Genomic DNA, 19,112 nt, shown 5'->3' on the forward strand with positions numbered 1-19,112 from the left:
TGGGGGGTGCCCGAGCGGCGGGGGCGTAGCCCCCGAGGGCGGATTTCTCATACTTTTGATTCTTTTGACTTCAATTAATTGAGAATTTGCTTTTCCCAATACCAATCTAGGAGCTGATTTTTTACAATACTATAATTTACTGGTATTCCGGCGGCTGGACCTTCTTGGGCAGGCCGCCCTTGAAGTGCTGCTGGATCTTGTCGTAATACTGCCGGAGGTTCTCATTCATCGTCGGGTGAACCTTCTTCTGGGCCTCGTCGAAGTGGTGCCGGGTCACGATCGTTGCCCCCTCGCGGAGTGCGAGCATGCCGGCTTCCCGGCAGAGGGCCTCGAGATCCGAGCCGACAAAACCCTCGGTTATGCCGGCAAGGTCCGCTGCGAGGCGCTCGCGGGCCGGGTCGGTGAGGGTGAGGTTCTTCTCGCCGAGCAGTTCCAGGAACCGTCTCCTCCTTATGCCGGCAGGAAGCCCGGTGCTCTCCTCCTTTGCCGGCAGGATCGCTGCCTCCACACCCCCGGCAGTGACTGCCTTGTCCCTCCCGAGCTTCTCGACCAGTTCCGCAAGTGCATCTTCGTTGAACCCTCCGGTCAGCTTCACGACCTCTTCGAGCGCGGAGCCTTCGAGCGGCATGAACCGGGTGTGGATGCCGATGATCGTCTTCCGGTCCTCAAGACCGGGCTCACCGATATAGACGAGCCGGTCGAACCGTCCCGCCCGGAGCAGGGCGGGGTCGACCATCTCCGGGCGGTTCGTCGCACCCATAATGACGACGTCTTTCAGCTCGAGGAGCCCGTCCATCTCCGTCAGGATCTGGTTGAGCACATTGTCGAGGACATGGGAATCGCTGCTCCTGCCCCGTTCCGGTGCCAGTGCATCCAGTTCATCGAAGAAGATGATCGAGGGGGCAACCTGCCGCGCTTTCTTGAATATCTCGCGCACCGCCCGCTCGCTCTCGCCCACCCACTTCGAGAGGAGCTGGGGTCCCCGGACCGGGATGAAATTCGCCCCGCTCTCGCTTGCCACGGCCTTTGCGATCAGGGTCTTTCCCGTGCCGGGCGGACCGTACAGGAGGATGCCACGCGGCGGTTCGATCCCCAGATCATCGATCTTCTGCCGGTCTTTCAGGGGGAGCTCGATCGCCTCGCGGACCTCGATCTTCGCTGCATTAAGGCCACCCACGTTCTGCCACTTCACGTGCGAGACTTCAAGCATCACCTCCCGCATCGCGCTCGGGCCGACATCGCGCTGGGCACTCCGGAAGTCGCTGGCGAGCACCTTGAGCGTATCCAGGACGTCCGCAGGGATCTCCTCGGCATCGAGATCGAGGGCCGGCAGGTAGCGGCGGAGGGCACGGATGGCTGCCTCGCGGGCGAGGGCGGCAAGGTCAGCGCCCACGAACCCGTGGGTCTGCTGGGCAAGGGTATCGAGGTTCACATCATCGGCGAGCGGCATACCCCGTGTGTGGATCTTCATGATCTCGATCCGGTCGAGCTCGCTCGGGACGCCGATCTCGATCTCGCGGTCGAACCGGCCGGGCCTCCTGAGGGCCGCGTCGATCGCATCGACCCGGTTCGTTGCCCCGATGACCACGACCTGCCCGCGTTCCTCGAGGCCGTCCATCATGGTGAGGAGCTGGGCGACGACCCGGCGCTCCACTTCCCCGGTCACGTCCTCGCGCCGCGGGGCGATCGAGTCCAGTTCATCAATGAAGATGATCGAGGGAGCGTTCTCCCGGGCTTCATCGAAGATATCCCGGAGTTTCTGCTCGCTTTCACCGTAATATTTGGATATGACTTCAGGCCCGGCAATATGGATGAAGTGCGCCCCGCTCTCGCTTGCCACGGCCTTGGCGATCAGGGTCTTTCCGGTACCGGGCGGACCGTAGAGGAGCACTCCCCTGGGCGGCTCGATCCCGAGCTTCTGGAAGAGTTCCGGGTGCCGGAGCGGGAGCTCGATCGTCTCGCGGAGACGCTGGAGCTCGTCCTTGAGACCCCCGATGTCCTCGTACGAGAACCGCCTGATGCCCTCGAAACCGGCGGCCGGCTTATCCGAGAACTCAACGGAGGTGTTCTTGGTGATGATGACGGCTTCCTCAGGCTCGATCTCGACAACCTTGAACCCGATAATCTGCGGCTGGATGAACGGCAGGCCGAGCATGACCGGGACGGTATCGTTCTTGACGACCGGGAAGTCGATCAGGCCGTTGACGACATGCGGGTTGTTTGCGATCGGGATCTTCTTCGGGAGATCTTCGGGCGGTGCGAGCACGACCCGTTTTGCCTCGATCTCGTCCGTGATCTTTGAGACCTTGACCGTGTCGCCGATACTGACACTGGCATTGATCCGGGTGAAGTTATCGATCCGTATCTTGCGCTGGTTCCAGTCCTCGACAAGAGCCCGCCAGACCTTGGCCACGGTCCGGCGCTTCCCTTCGATCGCGACCAGGTCGCCGGGCGAGATCTTGAGTGCGAGCATCGTTTCGGGATCCAGCCGGGCCTTCCCGCCTCCCTGGTCGCCGGGGTACGCGGAATCCACCCTTAATTGCACTTCTGGCATTACCTTAAAGGTCATATACGCAGGGATTTATAAGTACTGATAATGCGTCTCCTCATTCTCGATCCCTTCCACGGCGCAGCGGGCGACATGATCACGGGTGCCCTGCTGGACTGCGGCGCGGACAGGGAAACCGTCGTGCGTGCGATGCGGGCAGTGGTGGCAGAGCCCTCGATCACAGAGGTCACCCGGGCCGGGATCCGTGCACTCAAGGTCGACACCCGGTCCACACCGGCCCACCGGACGCTTCACGATGTGCTGAAGCGGCTGGACGAGGCCGCACCCCACGTGCCGGCACCGGCGCAGGCAATGGCCCACCGGGTCTTTGAGCGGATCAATACTGCGGAGGAGGAAGTGCACGGGACCCAGGCTCATTTCCACGAGGTCGGGGCCGATGACGCGATCGCGGATATCGTCGGGGCCTGCACCGCCCTCCACACGCTCGGGGTTGACCGTATAGCGATCCTCCCGGTCACGCTCGGTTATGGGATTGGGACCGGTTCCCACGGCACCTTCCCGATCCCGGCGCCTGCGACCGCAGCGATCCTCCGGAAGTCAGGGCTTACTGCCGTTGCCGGCAACCACGAGGGCGAGCTCTGCACCCCGACCGGCGCCGCACTCCTCGCGGAGTTTGCCACGCTGGCTGTTGGCGAAGCGGTGCTGCCGGCGTACACGATCATAGCGGTCGGGTACGGGGCCGGCACACGCGATCCCCCCCATACGCCCAACGTGCTCCGGGCGATGGTCGTTGAGACGACCGGCCCTGCCGGGAAAAGCGGCGAACCGCCAGAGGATACCGTCGACATTCTCGAGACGAACGTGGATGACGTGAGCGGGGAGGTGATCGCCCACGCGATCGCCCGGTTCATGGAGGCAGGGGCCCGGGACGCGAGTGCCCTGCCGATCATCATGAAGAAAGGCAGGCCGGGCTTCCTGATCCGGGTGATCTGTCTCCCGGCCGCGAGCCTACAGCTCGCGGAGCTGATGGCCGGAGAACTCGGGACGCTGGGCATCCGCTGCATCCCGGTCATCCACCGGTTCATCGCGGACCGGACAACCGAAGACGTTGAGATCGAAATTGCCGGGAAGCGCCGGAGGCTGCCGGTGAAGTACGGGTGGATGCACGGTGCGGTGTACACGCTGAAGGCGGAGTTTGAGCCGGCCAAGGCATTCGCCGATGAGACGGGGGTGCCGGTCCGGGAGGTGCTCCGGATCGTCGAGGAGCGGGCCTGGGAGCGGGTGAGGAGATAGCCCCCACAGCTTTCCCCCGGGAGAACGCTCAAACCCCCGGCTTTTCATTTTCATTCCCCGCGGTGCCGGGTTTTAAACCAGTCCGTAAAATACCGGAAAGGAGAGAATTATTCAAGAACACTTATCTCTTCTTCTTACCGATGCTGATCAGAGATGAAACCGGAGGGGGTGCCTGATGAAAACGGAGAAACGGACAAGCGGGAACGCGGCCCTTGACACCCTCATCGGCGGCGGCCTTGAGATGCGGACGATCACCCAGTTTTACGGTGAGCCCGCAAGCGGCAAGAGCACCCTGTGCACGATCGCCGCGGTCGCCTGCCTGCGGGCCGGCCATGCGGTAGTCTATATCGATTCCGAAGGATTCTCGATCGAACGGTTCCGGCAGATCGCGGGCGAGGATACCGAGAAGATCGCGGACCGGCTCTTCCTGTTCGAGCCGATCGATTTCGAGCACCAGGGCACGATGATCCTCGAAGCAGAGAAGGTCCTCAAGGCGCACAAGCCGGGGCTGCTGGTCATGGACTCCGCCACCGCCCTCTACCGCACCGATCTCGAAAAAGGCCGGGATGCGATGCAGGCGCTCACCCGGCAGATGATCCACCTCCTCGGGTATGCCAAGCGCTACGAGATGCCGGTGATCATCACCAACCAGGTCTACATGGACACCGTGAAGAACACCTACTTCGGGCTGGGAGGGACGGCCCTCGAACACCTCTCGAAAGTGATCGTCCGGCTGGAGAAGACCGATACGCCCGGGCTCCGGAGAGCGCGGCTCGTCAAGCACCGGTCTTTACCGGAAGGTGCCTCCTTCGAGTTCGAGATTACCGGAGACGGCATCAGACCCCGGTAATCACCAGCCCGAAGCAACAATCCGGCAGCCTTCGGTTTTTCCTGAGAACGGAAAGATTGCAATTATTATATCTTCATAAGCAGAATATTTGCTCACAAATGGCACTGAGGAGGGAAATCACTGCCCGGATCACCGGCCTCCTGAGGCAGAACCCGCAGGGGCTCAGCATAACGGAGATCGTCAGGAGCGGGGGCATCAACCGGAACACTGCCGGGCGGTACCTGGACAACCTGCTCGTCTCCGGCCAGGTGGAGATGCGTCATTTCGGGATGGCAAAGATCTACTCTCTCTCCCAGCGGCTGCCGGTCTCTTCCGTTCTCTCCATCTCATCCGAATTCGTGATGCAGCTGGACGCCAGCCTCCGTATCGTTTTTCTCAACCAGCCTTTCATCGAGCTGCTGGGTACGGGCGGGAAGGAGATAGTGGGGAAAAACATCGAGTTTTCCCCGATCCCTCCCTTTTTTGACGAGTCGTTCCCCCGGGTTCTCGCACGGCTCCACGATGGTCTTGCAGGTACGGAATTCAAAGGCCGGCTGGAGGTTCCCGGCCGAAATCTGACCTTTTTCTGCCGGATCACACCAACGGTCTTCAATAATGGCCAGAAAGGGGTCTCGGTCATTTTCGAAGATATCACCCGGAGGCTGCAGAGCGAATCCCGCCTGCGGGAGAGCGAGGCGAGATTGCGCAGCATCATCCGCGTCGCGCCTATTGGAATCGGTGTCGTTGTAGATCGTATCCTTCTCGAGGTGAATGACCAGGTCTGCAGGATGACCGGTTATGAGGCGGGGGAGCTGATCGGATACCCGGCCCGGAAACTGTACGCAAGCCAAGAAGAGTACGATCGCGTCGGGGAGGTCAAATACGGGCAGATCCGGAAGACGGGGTCCGGTTCCGTTGAGACGCAGTGGCAGAGGAAGGACGGGGGGGTGATCGAGATCCTCCTCAGTTCCACTCCCCTGGATCTTGCGGACCCGGGTGCCGGGGTCACCTTCACGGCACTGGACATCACTGAGCGCAAACGGGCCGAGGAGGCCCTGCGGGAGAATGAGGCCCGGTACCGCTCCCTTGCCGAGGCCTCGCAGGACATGATCTTTGTGATCGACCGGGAGGACCGGGTGGTGTATATCAACCAACAGGCCGCAGATGTCCTCCGGAAACCGGTAGAAGCAGTGATCAACCAGCCCCGGAGTGATTTCTTCCCCAAAGATACCTCCACCCGCCAGTACGGGGCACTCCAGCACGTGTTTGCGACCGGCCAGCCGCTGAGGAACGAAGGGCCGATGACGATCGGGAACGGGTTGCGGTGGTTCGATCATGCACTGGTGCCCATCCTGGATTCGGAGGGGACGGTTGGCTCGGTCCTCGGGGTGTCGCGTGATATCACCAAACGCGTTGCTGCGGAACAGGAACAGCGGCAGAACGAGCGGAACAACCGGTTTATCGCCGAACACTCCGTCGATATCATCAACCGGCAGACCCCGGAGTGCATCTGTACCTACGCGTCCCCGTCCGTCACGACGCTGCTGGGCTACACGGAGCAGGAGGTGCTGGACAGATCCATGCTGGCGCTGGTGCATCCTGACGACCTCCCCGGGGTGGTGAAGGATCTCTCGGCCATCCGCAGCAGCAGTCAGGATACCGTTACTTCAACCTTCCGGTTCCGGCACAAGGACGGACACTTCCTTTGGTTCGAGTCAACGACCCGGATCGTCCGGGACGGGATGGGGCAGATCAGGGAATTTTTAAGTATCTCCCGGGACATCACGGGCCGGAAGCCCGATCAATAAACAGAGGGATCAGAACGGGATGATCCCGGTAAAGACCGTTGTGGCCGGGCCTTCCATCCTGGCGCCCCCGTCTTTTAAGGATATGACGAGCGGCCCCCCGCGGGTCTCCACGTTCACGACATCCCCGGTCAGCCCGAGCCGGTGCACGACTGCGGCAGACGCCGTTGCCCCGGTGCCGCACGAGAGGGTCTCCTCCTCGACACCCCGCTCGAACGTGCGGATCCGGATGCTGTTGTCACCGGTCCTCTCCACGAAGTTCACGTTCGCGCCTTTCTCGAACGTTGGATGGCGGCGGATTGCCGGCGCCACGGCTTCGATATCGACCGCGTCTACCGCGGGCACAACGATGACTGCATGAGGGACTCCGGTGTTCACGGCATAGACATCGTAGTCCCCGATATGTTCCTTGTATTCCCCGGTGCCGGTCGCCGGGATCTCCTTCCGGTCGAACTTCGGCGGGGTCATCGCGACGGTCGCGGCAAAGCCGTCCTCACTGTACCCCATCGCAACCCCGATCTCGCCGGCAGGGGTCTCGACGGTACAGGACTCTTTCACGTACCCGGCGTCGAAGGCATACCTGGCCAGGCAGCGGATGCCGTTGCCGCACATCTCGGCCTCGCTCTCGTCCGGCTGCAGGATGCGCATTTTGAGGTTACTCTTCTCTGACCGGGAGAGAAAAATGACCCCGTCAGCCCCGATGCCGAAACGCCGGTCGCAGTAGCACGCGGCGAACTGCCCTTTCATCTCGTCCGGGATGACAACGTGCTCAAATTCATCGATCAGGATGAAGTCATTGCCGTTACCCTGCAGCTTGGTAAAATGTATCTCCATTAAAAATCCCCTGCATTGTTTTATTCTTTCCACACGCCCTGATACGGAGCGCTGCCGTTGTATACAGCTCAAGCGTTCTGCCCTTCCATAAAGGCATCGGCACCCGGGAACGGGTGCACATGCGATCAGTCCTCGTGGCCCCCGTTCAGGTCGAATGCCTTGTGGAACTCCCCGATGTCCCAGCCCAAATACTCCCGGATGATCACGTACGCCATCTGCGGCGGGATTGCTCCCTGTTCCGTGACGATGAGATCGATATATTCTGCCGGGGTCACATCGAAGGCCGGGTTGCGGACCCTGACGTGCGGGAGGGTCTGTGCGATTGCATCTGCAAGCACCTCGCCGGGCGGGCGTTCCTCGATCTGGATCAGTTCTCCGACCACCGTCCGGGGCGCAAACTTGTAGGTCTCGGCTGCCACGATCACGTTCACGCGGGCCTCCGCGGCCGTGTGGGCCACCTGCGAGGTCCCGATCTTGTTCACCACGGCCCCGTTGACCGTCACCGCATCCGCCCCGACCATCACGAGATCGACATCGTGGATGAAGGACCGGACCGCGGAATCGACAATGAAGTTCGTTTTTATCCCGGCATCGTTCAGGGTCCGGATCGTGATGAGGCCTTGGTTCCGTGGCCGCACTTCCGTTGCGAAGACCTCGATCTCCTTTCCCTGCCGGTGGGCCGCGATCATGCACCCGAGCGCCGCCTCCGAGTTGCAGTGCGTGAGGATCACGTCCCCGTCCCGGATATGCCGGGCACCGAACTCCGCGATCTTCTCCACGGCATGCCGGGAGGATTCGATGAACTGTCCGGCGCGACTGACCACGGCCGTCCGTGCCTCTTTTACGGTCTTCGCTGCATCGAGGCCTGCCATGACAAAATGGACCGCGTTCGGGAGCGAGACCGCAGTCGGGCGGGTCGCGACAAGCTCGGCTGCCGCCCGCTCCATCTCCTGACGGAACGCAGCATTCGTCGGTGCTTTGACAGCCAGGGCATGGTCCCGGAGGGCCTCGGCCGCCGCACGGGCAATCCTGCCGGCACCCCGGATCTCCATGCTCTTTATCTTCTCTGCGGTTTCAGTTACGAACATCAGCTTCATTGATCCCATGTATCAGGGAAATACATAGAGTTATTGCAGGGTGCCCCCGATGTCGGTTGCCGTGGTCTTTGACAGTGCCGGAACGCTCATGAATACCTACCGGGTCGCAAAGGACATCTGCAACAGAAAACTGCTCCCCGGTATCGAGACGACGACGCTCACGTTCAGTTCTCCCGACCGGGTGCTCATTCTCCTCCCGGTCCACTCCAAGGACCTCATGGCAATCCCGGGGGATACCCTTCTTTCCGCATACCTTGTTGCTAAAAATATCGGCTTTGGCGTCAGCTGCACCCGGAAGATCATCACCGCTGAGGACATCGGCGACGTCCTCTACGCCGACCGACGGGCCCGGGTCGGCGACCTCCAGGAATGCATCCGCAATGTCTGGTCGATGTGCAAACAGGAGTACATGGTCACGCTCAACAGCGGGGCGATCATCAATATGGCGCACAAGGCAATCGAGTTCACCCTCACCGCCGGGGGCTGGCCGTTCGAGGGCGCAAAAGAGACCATCACCGCCCTGCACCGGATGGGCGTCCCGACCTTCATCGCATCCGGGGACCGGGTCACCAAACTCGAGAAGATGGCCGATCACTTCGGCATCCCCCACGACCGGGTGTACGGGGTCGCAACGCCCACGGTCAAGGCGCAGATCATCAGCGATCTCCGGCAGGAGTACGACCAGGTGGTGATGGTGGGGGACGGGATCAACGATCTCGCGGCGATGCGGATTGCCGATATCTCGATCCTCACCCTCCAGCAGCCGGGCGATCGCCCCGAGGAACTGTACAAGGCAGCCGACCATGTCGTGAAAAATGTCAGCGACGTTACGGTGATCGTGCAGGATCTGCTCAGGTCCGGGAAAATTTGCGATCGTGACGGCTGTGATGTATCATATAAAAGGTAATATGATACTTCTGTCACATTAGGTATAAGGGTACTATGAAGGCACCATTGATCACGGTCGACAACCTCTCCATGGATTTTGACGGCGAGAGGGTCCTCAGGAATATTTCCTTTGAGATTGGCGAGGGGGAGATCCTCGGGATTATCGGCAGGAGCGGCGCCGGTAAGACGGTCCTGATGCACCTCATCCGCGGGGTCGAGCAGCCCCCGACCAGCGGGCGCATCATCTACCACGTGGCAGCCTGCGGCGGGTGCGATTACCTGGGTGTGGGCAGTTCCGCGGGAAAGCCCTGCCCCCATTGCGGCGCCATCCTGACGGCTCTCGATATCGATCTCTGGAACGAGAAGGACGAGAACCTGACGCGGCGCCTGATGCGCCGGACCGCGATCATGTTCCAGCGCACCTTTGCCCTGTACGGGGATGACCGGGTCATCGAGAACGTCCTTCACGCGCTCGATGATATCGATTACCCGCCGGACAATGCGATCAACCGGGCCGCGGATCTCATCGACCAGGTGAAACTCTCCCACCGTATGATGCATATCGCCCGCGACCTCTCCGGAGGCGAGAAACAACGGGTCGTGCTCGCCCGGCAGCTCGCAAAAGAGCCCTTCATGCTGTTTGCCGATGAGCCCACGGGTACGCTCGACCCGGGAACCGCACAGGTCGTCCACGCTGTGCTCACCGATGCTGCAAAGGCCAACAACATGGGCATCGTCGTCACCTCCCACTTCTCGCAGGTGATCGAGGATGTCGCAGACCGGGCGATGCTGCTTGTCGACGGCAGTATCGCGAAGATCGGGACGCCCAAAGACGTGATCGAGGAGTTCATGAAGGGCTGCGATGATACCGAGACATTCGAGGAAACAAAATTCGGGGACAAGGTCATCGTCGCACGCGATCTCTTCAAGCGGTACATCTCTGTTGACCGCGGTGTCGTGAAAGCCGTCAACGGCGTCTCCTTTGAAGTCTATACCAAGGAGATCTTCGGTATCATCGGGAAGAGCGGGGCGGGAAAGACCACGCTCTCGGGCATCATCGCAGGCCTCATCGAGCCGACGAGCGGGGAGATCAACATCCGCATCGGAGACGAATGGGTCGACATGACCAAGCCGGGCATTGAGCAGCGGGGGCGGGCGACCGCGTATATCGGGCTCCTCCACCAGGAGTACGACCTCTTCCCCCACAGGACCGTGCTCGACAACCTGACGGACGCGATCGGCCTCGAATTCCCGAAGGAGCTGGCGATGCGCAAGGCCCTCGTGACCCTGAAGATGGCGGGGTTCACGGATGAGAAGAGCCAGGAGATCCTCGACCGCATGCCCTCCCAGCTCTCCGAAGGGGAACGCCACCGGGTCGCGCTCGCGCAGGTCCTGATCCGGGAGCCGCGTATCGTGATCCTCGACGAGCCGACGGGCACGATGGACCCCATTACGAAGATCGATGTGAAGCACTCCATCATGCATTCCCGGGAGGAGATGGACGAGACGTTCATTGTCGTTTCCCACGACATGGACTTCGTGCGGGACATCTGCGACCGGCTTGCTCTCATGCGGGGCGGGAAGATCATCCAGATCGGCAAGACTGCCGATGTCCTCGCTATCCTTACCGAGGACGAGAAGAAGGTCATGAGCCAGCCCACGGCCTGAGGTGACGCGTGATCACCATCCACATTGACGGGAAGAGGCTGGAGTGCGAGGAGGGGATCAGGCTCTCTTCCATCCTGTCCGAACACCCCGCCGGTTGTGCTGTCGGCATCATCCGCCCGGCAACGCAGGAACAGACAAAGACCGCGAACCTCGCGATCAGTACAACGGCCGGGGAAATTATCATCGAGATGCTGGCCGGGCAGGAGACCGGTTTCCTCGAGTCACCGGACATGACCGGCAGGCTTGCACTCCACTGGAGCGACCGGTATGCCGCTGCGTTCGGGCCGTTCCCGTCATCCGTCCGACCGGTGCGAAAGCCCCATCTCTACGAGCGGGGCGATGTGATCCTCGGGTGTGGCGGGTATGAGCCGGAGCGGTCGTACCTGATCTTTGCGAAGACCCGGCACTCGGCAGACCATGGGGCCGATGAGAGCGGGGGCATCCTCGGAAAAGTCGTCAGTGGCAGGGGGATGCTGGACCGTTTTGCGACCGGCGACCGGGTAATACGGATTGAACCGGTCGTCAGCTGGGCGGATACCAGCAGGTCGTTCACCACCACAGATCCGGACCTGGTGCTCGAAGACGGCATGCAGCTCGTGACCCGGATGGAGATCGTCGCCCAGGGATATACACCGGACCGGATCACCACGGAGGCCGCCGGCAGCGTGGAGCACCTGCTCCACGCGCTCCAGTCCGGAAAATTTACGGTCGGGCGTGCAGCGACCACGCATATCCTTGACCCGCGTCTTGCCGGCGCCGATGATATCGGGAAGGAGCACCGGCACCCGCGGCGGGAGGGTACCGTCACCGTGCGGAATACCGGGAGATCGGCCGGCGGGATCTATATCTACCGGGCGGATGTCCCGAGCAGTCCTGCCCATAATGTGGTCGGGCAGGTCGTCCACGGCATTGAACTTGCAAAACTGGCAAAAGAGCATGATGTCCTGTCCGTCACCGTCACACCTGCACGGATCGACCTTCTCGGCCGGCCCCTCGCGAAGGCACGGGAGATCGCAGCGGCAGCAGGAGTTGCGCTGAAGTCCGACAACAACGGGAGCGACCGGATCGTCGTTTCCCAGGAACCCGGGACAACCCTGGATGTCCTCAACGAGCGGCTCGTGACCGTGAATACGGCCCCCATCGACAAGGTGATCGATATCGAACTTGACGATGCCGCGGCTCCCCTGAGCTGTGAGGTGTTCCGGCGCTTCACCGGCCTTAAGGAGCACGATGCCGGCATGATGCCGGTCTTCTTCAAGTTCGACGACGTGGTCCTGTTCAAGCCGGCGATCGATCCCGGCACCAGGATCATTCCGGAAAACCAGCCCGTGGACGAGGTCCCGGCAGCCGCACTTGCCATCACCAACGATTCACGGAAAGGGACCGGGCTTGTCGGGGTCCGTATGTCCACGAACAAGGAGTTCGGCCCGACATCGGAACCTTTCGAGGGGACGAACATCATCGGGCGCGTGATCGATAAAGAGAAACTGAAGAACGTGAAGGAGCGGGAGACTGTGTATATCAGGGAAGTGAGACGATGACCGGCTATACGCCGACCCTAGTTGGCACCGTGACAAAATACGTGGTCGTGGAATCGTTCGATGTCACGCCGGCGGACCTGGCGATCCGCGGGTACGAGATCTCGAACGGGGCAATGATCAAGGAGACCTGTTTTGGTCTCGTCGTTAATGGCAAAGAGGAGGAGGTCGACCGGATCGTGAGCGAGCTCCGCAAGGTGGACCCGGACCATATCTTTGTCAAGGACCGGGGGTTCCCGCCGGGCGATTCACGGCGCTGCCGGGCAAACCTCGGCGGGGCACGCCCGGGATACCATGGCCTGGAGTTCGAGATGACCGTCATTCCCTATGTCTCCCACGGGCTCGAAGAGCTGAAGAAACGGGACGAGTCAACCGTTCCCGCACCGGAAAACCCGCTCGAACACAAGGCGATCGACATCGCCACGCTGAAAAAACTGATCGATGCACAGGAGTCCTGAAATGGCAAAAGTATTCATCTATCCCGCAACGAGCCTGATCCTCACTGACCTGGTAGCACGGCACGGCCACACCCCGCTCTCGTCGGCCGTCGCCATCCGCGAACGCATCCAGACCGCAGGACTCGAATCCCCGCCCCTCCAGATCACGCCCGAAGAGCCCAAGAAGGGGCTGAAGTGGGCGGCCGTGGAGGTCCCCAGCGGCGTCCGGGGGCGCATGTCGCTCTACGGCCCGATGATCGGGGAGTGCGAGGCCGCGATCATCATCAACGATGCGGACCTCTCGTTCGGGTGCATGGGCTGTGCCCGGACCAACGAACTGATCAAGTTCCTCCTGCGCCAGAAGGATATCCCAAAACTCGACCTGAACTACCCGAAGAACGAGGAAGAGGGCGTGAAATTCGTGGCCGTGATCAAACGGTTCCTTGACGGACTCGGGGGTAAGAAATGACAGCCCCCGTACGGATTGCCCAGCTCTCCTGCGGCCCGGACTATTCCGGTGTCCAGCATGAGATCGAAGCCGCGGCACACGAGGTCAACGGGGAGATCTTCTTCCCGGATATCGCCCTCAAGGACATCCAGCGGGACTTCGATCTGTTCGGGCTGGACGTGCGGAGCCCCGACCTCAAGCTCGCCATTGCCCGGGCCAGGGCCCTTGTCGACGGGCGGGTGGAGGCGGACGCGGTCTTCATCGCCACCTGCTTCCGGTGTGCCGAGGCCGCGATCGTGAGAAACGAGCTCCGGCGCTATATCCACGAGCACTCGAAACTGCCGGTCGTCAGTTACTCCTTCACCGAGCGGACCACGGCCGGCACGCTCCTGACGAGGATGGAGGCCCTGTCCACCATTGCGCGGCGGCGTGCCCTCCTCGCCCGCGAGACGCAACAGGGTATCACCCTCGGACTCGATTCAGGTTCGTCGACAACGAAAGCGATCGTGATGAAGGACAACCGGATCATCGGGACCGGCTGGCAGCCCACGATGGAAGTGCTGAAAAGTGCGCAGGGCGTGATCGATCACGCACTCCAGGAAGCCGGCATCACGCTGGACGATGTCCAGGCAACCGGTACCACCGGGTACGGGCGGTTCCTTGTCGGCAAGGCGATCAAGGCAGACCTCATCCAGGAAGAGCTGACCGTGAACTCGAAGGGGGCGGTCTACCTCGCGGACCGGCAGCACGGGCCGGCAACGGTGATCGATATCGGGGGTATGGACAACAAGGCGATATCGGTCATGGACGGTATCCCCGGTGTCTTCACGATGGGCGGGATCTGCGCCGGGGCGAGCGGGAGGTTCCTCGAGATGACGGCAAAACGTCTCGGCGTCGATATCACCGAACTCGGCCCGCTGTCCATGAAAGGGTTCGGCGGCCGCGTGCCGATGAACAGTTACTGTATTGTCTTTGGCACCCAGAGCCTCGTCAACGCCCTTGCTGCCGGGAGCACCCGTGAGGACGTGGCGGCCGCGGCCTGCCACAGCGTTGCAGAGCAGGTCTTCGAGCAGCAGCTGCAGGAAGTGGATATCAAGGAGCCGGTGCTCATGGTCGGCGGCACGTCGCTCATCGAAGGGCTCGTCCACGCGATGGGCGAGCTGTTGCAGACGAAGATCGTCGTGCCCCCCCACTCCCAGTATATCGGTGCCGTCGGGTCAGCGCTCCTCGCATCAGGATTCATCAGGGACGATTAAATGTTATCTGTCGAGTACTTTGATGTGGAATGTCCCGAGGCGCTGGGTGGCGAGTACTACAAGCAGATCGCCAACGACGTCCTGCTCGACCAGAACCTGCTGAAAGTGGTGAACAAACTCCACATCTTCATCGATCCCAAAATACCGGTCTTCATCGCCGTCGGTGTCCTGAACAAGATCACGACCGTGGTCCGGGTAGGGGATTTTGCGAATGTCAACCCGCAGGAGGGTAAGATGACGCTCGTCATCTCCGAAGAGACCTACCTGGCACCGATGCTGAAGATCTTCTGGGAGCGGTTCGGCAAGGAGAAGGTCGAGCAGCCCGACCGGTTCACGGTGATCCTGTACAATGTCCCTGCACAGCCCAAGGAGATCGAGGAGATCGTCGTTGCCGACCCGAGCGTGTCGCTGCACAAGGACCTCATCTATGCCCTCCGGTGCATCGCCCCCGAGGGCTTCCGGCTCAGGAGCGAGACCTTCACGGGCAGCAAATTCCTCTTTGTCGCAAGCGAGAACACGCTGGCCGAGGACATCAGCACGCTCGTCAGAGAGAAGTTTGCCCTGATGGGCGAGGTGCCCCCATGACGCTCGTGCCGGTCACCTACAAGGGCGGGATCTACCAGCACGATATCGTCATCGACCTGATCGAGGACCTGGGCGGCTATATCGTCCAGAAGCACATCATCGCGGCGGATGTCGTGCTCCAGTGCTTCGTGCCGCGGGAGGACATCGAGCTGATCCGCCAGATCTCCAAGCCCCTCTTCGGGGAAGTGACCGATTCCCCCCTGGTCGGCACGGAGATCGCGGTTGTTTCCATGAGCCTCGAGATCCACCACCTGCCCCACCCGTCCTGCGACATCGCGGAGTATGTCCGGCGGAACGGTGCCAAGAGCAACATGGTCAGCCTCGCCCGGGGCCCGGGGAAACGGATCGCGGGCCTGAACGACGAGGAGCGGGACGTGATCAACGAGCACGACATCGCGGTCTACCTCATGGGGAACTTCGAGACCTGCATCGAGTACAAGATGCCCACCCTCCGGCGGGGGATCGAAGTGCCGATCGTGCTCTGCGGGGGCCCCGCCATTGAGGTCCTCAGGAAGATCATCGACCCGCCGGTGGAGGGATATGTCGGGAATGTCGGCCGATTCATGCGGAGGACGAAGGAGGCCGACCAGCTGGATAAGCTGGACGAGATCGTTGCGGAGGTCACCCGGGTGCTCGAGGAGAAGCGGGACTCGATAGCGAAAGATCCCCTCTCGGTCTCGCCGGCCCGGCTCATGGGCCTGATCAACGAGAAGGTCCCCGAGATCCTGGACGTGACCTCGCCGACACCCCTGACCGTGCAGATGGCCGGCCTCAGGGTCAAGCTGCCCTACGACACCTTTGCAGAGAAGATGCGGAAGATCGAGATCGAGGACGGGATCACCCTCGGGGATGTTGCGGAAGTCCTCCCCTCGCGGATGCGGGACTATATCCTCGTTAAGATCCTCCCGTTCTCGGAGACGAACACGGTGGTATGATGGGAAAGAAGATATCAACACTATCCACGAAGGACCAGTTTGAGGAGAAACTTGCCCAGATCGTGGCGCAGGGCGCAGATGCGACAGCCGATGAATGGATGAAGGCGATCGAGGTCGAGTACGGCAAGGTGCCGCTCATCTTCAAGCGCATGGGGGAGCGCCCGGAGGTGCTCATCTCCCACCTCCTGTACAAGGGGACCGTGGCGCAGACGAGCCCGCTCGACCCGAAGTACGTGGAGCTGATCAGCATGGCGGTGGGGGCGGCCCTCAAGTGCCCGCACTGTACCGGCTACCACATGACGGCAGCGCTCCGCATGGGCGCGAGCCGGGAAGAGATCCTTGAAGTGATCCTCCTCGCGGGGATGATCTCCAACTCGTCCGTGCTCGCCAATGCCTACCGCATCATCGACGAGAAGCTGGAGAAGTGCGTGCCCTGCGAAGTGAAGGATGTGGAGAAGAACGGGGCGGCTAAGAAGGCACCTGTGAAACGAGCTGCAAAAAAGAAGAAGTAACTGCGTATTCTTTTTAGCATGATACGCCTTTTCCGGATCCGTTTACCTTTTTTTAAACATGCGCCAGACCCGGTGCAACCAGCTCCCGTATTACCTGCTCTTTCGCCCGTATCGCTTATGTGCATACACCACCTATGATGAAATGATCATCCGTTTCATGAAATCGCAGACAGACAGACAAACGGTCAGCGAGGATACCCTGCTGGCAATCGAAGAGGGCATCGCCGATATCCGGAATAAGAAGACCCGCGAGCTCAATGAGTTCTGCGATTCCCATGGGATTTGACAAGCCCCGGCCTACTTTTTCCGGATCTGTTTTACCTTTTTACAACCAGGGTCTGCTTCAAAGAAACCTGAAGGTTTCTTCTCCTCTTCCAAGTCTGTTGACCTGTCAGATTAAAAAAATTTGAGCAGGGTCTGGTCAATCGGCTCGCGGAGCATGAAAATGCTTCGCATTTTCAGCAGCCGCACACGAAAGTCCTGCGGACTTTCATATCCGTCTTTTTCAAGCAGGGTCTGAGGGGGTGGTTGAAATTTTTCGGGCAGGGTCCGGTTAAAAAATTTTGAGCAGAGTCTGCTGAAAAAATTTCAATCACGGTCTGGTTAAAAATTTTCAACCAGGGTCTGGTCCAATTCCCGGTTTTTCCTGCGACGGTGGTGTAGTTTCACGGTTTTGCGTTCCGGCAGATCTGTTTAACTTTTTGCAACCAGGGTCTGCTCAAAAAATTTTGAGCAGGGTCTGGTTGAAAATTTTCGAGCAAGGTCCGGTTGAACAACAATCTAAGTAAATTGGAGTTAACGTATTTGGTAAAAATAGTGTAAGTGTACACTTGGTTCACTTACGAGCGATGCATAAATCAAACTAAAAGTAATCCAGAAAGCTCACATTAGCGATGTTCGTATGATCAATAATCGTCTGTCTATTTCTGTAAACATGATAATGATCTCCAGAAACAAAATCCAAGCCAGCTAAAGTTCCTCCAACATGATGGGCATCTAAAAGGATTACTACATCTGACTCATCCTCTATAACTGATTTTAAAGTCCTGAAAAGTTCCGGATATTCAACATCACGTTCGTGGAGTTGAATTATTGCAGGTTTTTTTAATAACGAGAGTCGGTCATCACAATCGCTTTCATATTTTCGCTCGGCGAATCGGATTTTCCGTTCCAACTGTTTAATATCATGTTCATACCTTGCAGCGAGTTCCTGAATAATATCCATGGTTCTCCATTTCTCTTCTGTAACGACTGAGAAAAGATCGACTGGAGAATATCTGTCTTTTGTCAAGAGAGAAATCGCGCTGAAAAATTCATCCTTGATCTCTTGCAAAATTGTCTTGCATCTACCATGGCATCCATCCACCCCAAAACATTCATGCCAGACATGATCGCTCGAATGTTTTTGCTCCGGGATTTCAACAAGCTTTTTTGCCTGATTTCCCCACATGTCTCCACAAAAGAAATAGTAACCGATGAAAACGTTACTATCTAAAAAGTAGGGCATGATATCATCTCAATTTTCAGATTTGGATAAATGATTTCTGGAAATGAAATTTAATTTTTTTACCAGATTGTCAATTTCCTTATCGTCTTCTTGTCCCTTTTTCCATTTTTTCAACAGTGATGTGCGTAATTTATGAAGGGTTCCCTGATATTCTGGAAAAACCGTTGACGTAAAAAGCGAATCCCACTCATGAATTAAAGCGTCGGGTATGTTCTCATTTTTTATTATACGGAGATTCTTACAGAACATTTTCCAGAAAGAATCCGTCATGGAAAAAATTCTTTTTTGATCATACTCAATTGCGATTCGAGCAGTGTCATCCCATTCGAGATATGTTTCGAATATACGCTCCATGTCTTCATTGGGAAAAACCCGAAGTGAGTTGTCCAGAAACGTTTCGATTGCCTCTATGTTTTCACAAGTGAAAGATAATGAAACGGGAATTTCTCTGCGAGCGGGAGTCTTGAAGGAATTTAGGAACGGTACGAATTTCCGATTAAATGCCCTCTGAAAATCATAGGGTGCTTTCTCATATACATCATCGAGGAGGAAGTCAAGATATCCTTTTTTGAAATATCCATTCGTCTGTTTATAGTGTTGAACCAAGGTCTGGATATTCTGATCGATAATCTGTTTTTCATCAGCAGATATCGAAGTTATTGGAACGGACATCATTCTCCTGCTGGAGTGATCGGAGGTGATATAATATAGGCGTGATTTACCCACATCGGATTCGAATTGGTTTTCTTCGATTAATGAGCCCTGAAGATACCAGTAATAGGGTAGTTTGAGATCAACATCATTCTCCTGAAGCCGCTTATATAATAAAAAAATCATTTTGTTAAACGCGGTACCCCCAAAAAAGGTTCCCCCTTCAGGATTTGCTTCGTGGAGCAAACGCTCGATGGAATATTTCAGCAGGGGGTTCTTTACCAAAAGGGTCACCTAGATATTAGGATCACTAGATATTA

Annotated in this window: 18 protein-coding genes; 13 read left to right on the forward strand and 5 right to left on the reverse strand. The window is 58.8% G+C overall.

The annotated features are described in order from the left end of the window. Positions 1 to 136 precede the first annotated feature (136 nt). Positions 137 to 2,554, reverse strand: a complete 2,418-nt coding sequence (locus ABSG49_RS00825) for a CDC48 family AAA ATPase (RefSeq protein ID WP_424024195.1) — start codon at positions 2,552 to 2,554, stop codon at positions 137 to 139. A 42-nt stretch (positions 2,555 to 2,596) separates the two neighbouring features. Between ABSG49_RS00825 and larC the strand changes: the two genes are divergently transcribed. From larC to ABSG49_RS00840, 3 genes are all read left to right on the forward strand, one after another. Further along, the gene (gene larC, locus ABSG49_RS00830) at positions 2,597 to 3,802 is read left to right on the forward strand and encodes a nickel pincer cofactor biosynthesis protein LarC (RefSeq protein WP_424024196.1); all 1,206 of its coding nucleotides are present in this window, start codon (positions 2,597 to 2,599) and stop codon (positions 3,800 to 3,802) included. A gap of 175 nt (positions 3,803 to 3,977) precedes the next feature. After that, positions 3,978 to 4,652 (forward strand): DNA repair and recombination protein RadB, encoded by a 675-nt coding sequence (gene radB, locus ABSG49_RS00835; RefSeq protein WP_424024197.1) that lies wholly within the window; start codon positions 3,978 to 3,980, stop codon positions 4,650 to 4,652. 98 nt (positions 4,653 to 4,750) lie between these two features. Continuing rightward, positions 4,751 to 6,439 (forward strand): PAS domain S-box protein, encoded by a 1,689-nt coding sequence (locus tag ABSG49_RS00840; RefSeq protein WP_424024198.1) that lies wholly within the window; start codon positions 4,751 to 4,753, stop codon positions 6,437 to 6,439. A gap of 9 nt (positions 6,440 to 6,448) precedes the next feature. Here the strand turns inward: ABSG49_RS00840 and dapF are convergent, their stop codons facing one another. Together dapF and ABSG49_RS00850 are read right to left on the reverse strand one after the other, a co-directional pair. Next, entirely contained in the window at positions 6,449 to 7,270 is an 822-nt protein-coding gene (gene dapF / locus ABSG49_RS00845; RefSeq protein ID WP_424024199.1) for a diaminopimelate epimerase, read from the reverse strand. A 125-nt stretch (positions 7,271 to 7,395) separates the two neighbouring features. After that, a complete protein-coding gene (locus ABSG49_RS00850) occupies positions 7,396 to 8,358 on the reverse strand; it encodes a ribose 1,5-bisphosphate isomerase (protein ID WP_424024200.1) in 963 nt (320 codons plus the stop codon). A gap of 58 nt (positions 8,359 to 8,416) precedes the next feature. On the opposite strand from ABSG49_RS00850, the gene ABSG49_RS00855 reads away from it, so the two are divergent. From ABSG49_RS00855 to ABSG49_RS00900, 10 genes are all read left to right on the forward strand, one after another. Beyond that, a complete protein-coding gene (locus tag ABSG49_RS00855) occupies positions 8,417 to 9,274 on the forward strand; it encodes an HAD family hydrolase (RefSeq protein WP_424024201.1) in 858 nt (285 codons plus the stop codon). Positions 9,275 to 9,309: 35 nt separating this feature from the next. Continuing rightward, the gene (gene atwA / locus ABSG49_RS00860; protein WP_424024202.1) at positions 9,310 to 10,923 is read left to right on the forward strand and encodes a methyl coenzyme M reductase system, component A2; all 1,614 of its coding nucleotides are present in this window, start codon (positions 9,310 to 9,312) and stop codon (positions 10,921 to 10,923) included. 8 nt (positions 10,924 to 10,931) lie between these two features. Further along, on the forward strand, positions 10,932 to 12,464 hold the full coding sequence (gene mmp3, locus ABSG49_RS00865; RefSeq protein WP_424024203.1) for a methyl-coenzyme M reductase-associated protein Mmp3: 1,533 nt from the start codon (positions 10,932 to 10,934) through the stop codon (positions 12,462 to 12,464). Beyond that, positions 12,461 to 12,919 carry a methanogenesis marker 6 protein gene (locus ABSG49_RS00870; RefSeq protein ID WP_424024204.1) on the forward strand — a complete coding sequence of 153 codons (459 nt, stop codon included), beginning with the start codon at positions 12,461 to 12,463 and terminating at the stop codon, positions 12,917 to 12,919. Before mmp3 ends, ABSG49_RS00870 begins: the two co-directional genes overlap by 4 nt. Position 12,920: 1 nt before the next feature. Then, positions 12,921 to 13,367, forward strand: a complete 447-nt coding sequence (locus ABSG49_RS00875) for a methanogenesis marker 5 protein (protein WP_424024205.1) — start codon at positions 12,921 to 12,923, stop codon at positions 13,365 to 13,367. Continuing rightward, entirely contained in the window at positions 13,364 to 14,602 is a 1,239-nt protein-coding gene (locus ABSG49_RS00880) for a methanogenesis marker 15 protein (protein ID WP_424024206.1), read from the forward strand. Before ABSG49_RS00875 ends, ABSG49_RS00880 begins: the two co-directional genes overlap by 4 nt. Next, positions 14,603 to 15,187, forward strand: a complete 585-nt coding sequence (locus ABSG49_RS00885; protein ID WP_424024207.1) for a methanogenesis marker 17 protein — start codon at positions 14,603 to 14,605, stop codon at positions 15,185 to 15,187. It begins immediately after the preceding gene. Beyond that, on the forward strand, positions 15,184 to 16,122 hold the full coding sequence (locus ABSG49_RS00890; RefSeq protein ID WP_424024208.1) for a methanogenesis marker 7 protein: 939 nt from the start codon (positions 15,184 to 15,186) through the stop codon (positions 16,120 to 16,122). The genes ABSG49_RS00885 and ABSG49_RS00890 overlap by 4 nt, the downstream gene beginning before the upstream one ends. Then, on the forward strand, positions 16,122 to 16,634 hold the full coding sequence (locus ABSG49_RS00895; protein WP_424024603.1) for a carboxymuconolactone decarboxylase family protein: 513 nt from the start codon (positions 16,122 to 16,124) through the stop codon (positions 16,632 to 16,634). The genes ABSG49_RS00890 and ABSG49_RS00895 overlap by 1 nt, the downstream gene beginning before the upstream one ends. A gap of 157 nt (positions 16,635 to 16,791) precedes the next feature. After that, positions 16,792 to 16,920 (forward strand): hypothetical protein, encoded by a 129-nt coding sequence (locus tag ABSG49_RS00900; protein WP_424024209.1) that lies wholly within the window; start codon positions 16,792 to 16,794, stop codon positions 16,918 to 16,920. 576 nt (positions 16,921 to 17,496) lie between these two features. Here ABSG49_RS00900 and ABSG49_RS00905 read toward each other — a convergent pair. Both ABSG49_RS00905 and ABSG49_RS00910 read right to left on the reverse strand, forming a co-directional pair. Continuing rightward, a complete protein-coding gene (locus tag ABSG49_RS00905; RefSeq protein WP_424024210.1) occupies positions 17,497 to 18,141 on the reverse strand; it encodes a hypothetical protein in 645 nt (214 codons plus the stop codon). A gap of 9 nt (positions 18,142 to 18,150) precedes the next feature. Beyond that, positions 18,151 to 19,077 (reverse strand): hypothetical protein, encoded by a 927-nt coding sequence (locus tag ABSG49_RS00910; protein ID WP_424024211.1) that lies wholly within the window; start codon positions 19,075 to 19,077, stop codon positions 18,151 to 18,153. Positions 19,078 to 19,112: the final 35 nt, after the last annotated feature.

Origin of the sequence: Methanoregula sp., assembly GCF_049510175.1 — an archaeon.
Classification (GTDB): Archaea; Halobacteriota; Methanomicrobia; order Methanomicrobiales; family Methanospirillaceae; genus Methanoregula.

What these genes read in the sequence shown, in the direction of transcription:
- ABSG49_RS00825 (WP_424024195.1), bottom strand. Translation starts at nt 2,554, where the DNA reads ATGCCAGAAGTGCAATTAAGGGTGGATTCCGCGTACCCCGGCGACCAG.
- larC (WP_424024196.1), top strand. Translation starts at nt 2,597, where the DNA reads ATGCGTCTCCTCATTCTCGATCCCTTCCACGGCGCAGCGGGCGACATG.
- radB (WP_424024197.1), top strand. Translation starts at nt 3,978, where the DNA reads ATGAAAACGGAGAAACGGACAAGCGGGAACGCGGCCCTTGACACCCTC.
- ABSG49_RS00840 (WP_424024198.1), top strand. Translation starts at nt 4,751, where the DNA reads ATGGCACTGAGGAGGGAAATCACTGCCCGGATCACCGGCCTCCTGAGG.
- dapF (WP_424024199.1), bottom strand. Translation starts at nt 7,270, where the DNA reads ATGGAGATACATTTTACCAAGCTGCAGGGTAACGGCAATGACTTCATC.
- ABSG49_RS00850 (WP_424024200.1), bottom strand. Translation starts at nt 8,358, where the DNA reads ATGTTCGTAACTGAAACCGCAGAGAAGATAAAGAGCATGGAGATCCGG.
- ABSG49_RS00855 (WP_424024201.1), top strand. Translation starts at nt 8,417, where the DNA reads ATGTCGGTTGCCGTGGTCTTTGACAGTGCCGGAACGCTCATGAATACC.
- atwA (WP_424024202.1), top strand. Translation starts at nt 9,310, where the DNA reads ATGAAGGCACCATTGATCACGGTCGACAACCTCTCCATGGATTTTGAC.
- ABSG49_RS00870 (WP_424024204.1), top strand. Translation starts at nt 12,461, where the DNA reads ATGACCGGCTATACGCCGACCCTAGTTGGCACCGTGACAAAATACGTG.
- ABSG49_RS00875 (WP_424024205.1), top strand. Translation starts at nt 12,921, where the DNA reads ATGGCAAAAGTATTCATCTATCCCGCAACGAGCCTGATCCTCACTGAC.
- ABSG49_RS00880 (WP_424024206.1), top strand. Translation starts at nt 13,364, where the DNA reads ATGACAGCCCCCGTACGGATTGCCCAGCTCTCCTGCGGCCCGGACTAT.
- ABSG49_RS00885 (WP_424024207.1), top strand. Translation starts at nt 14,603, where the DNA reads ATGTTATCTGTCGAGTACTTTGATGTGGAATGTCCCGAGGCGCTGGGT.
- ABSG49_RS00890 (WP_424024208.1), top strand. Translation starts at nt 15,184, where the DNA reads ATGACGCTCGTGCCGGTCACCTACAAGGGCGGGATCTACCAGCACGAT.
- ABSG49_RS00895 (WP_424024603.1), top strand. Translation starts at nt 16,122, where the DNA reads ATGGGAAAGAAGATATCAACACTATCCACGAAGGACCAGTTTGAGGAG.
- ABSG49_RS00900 (WP_424024209.1), top strand. Translation starts at nt 16,792, where the DNA reads ATGAAATCGCAGACAGACAGACAAACGGTCAGCGAGGATACCCTGCTG.
- ABSG49_RS00905 (WP_424024210.1), bottom strand. Translation starts at nt 18,141, where the DNA reads ATGCCCTACTTTTTAGATAGTAACGTTTTCATCGGTTACTATTTCTTT.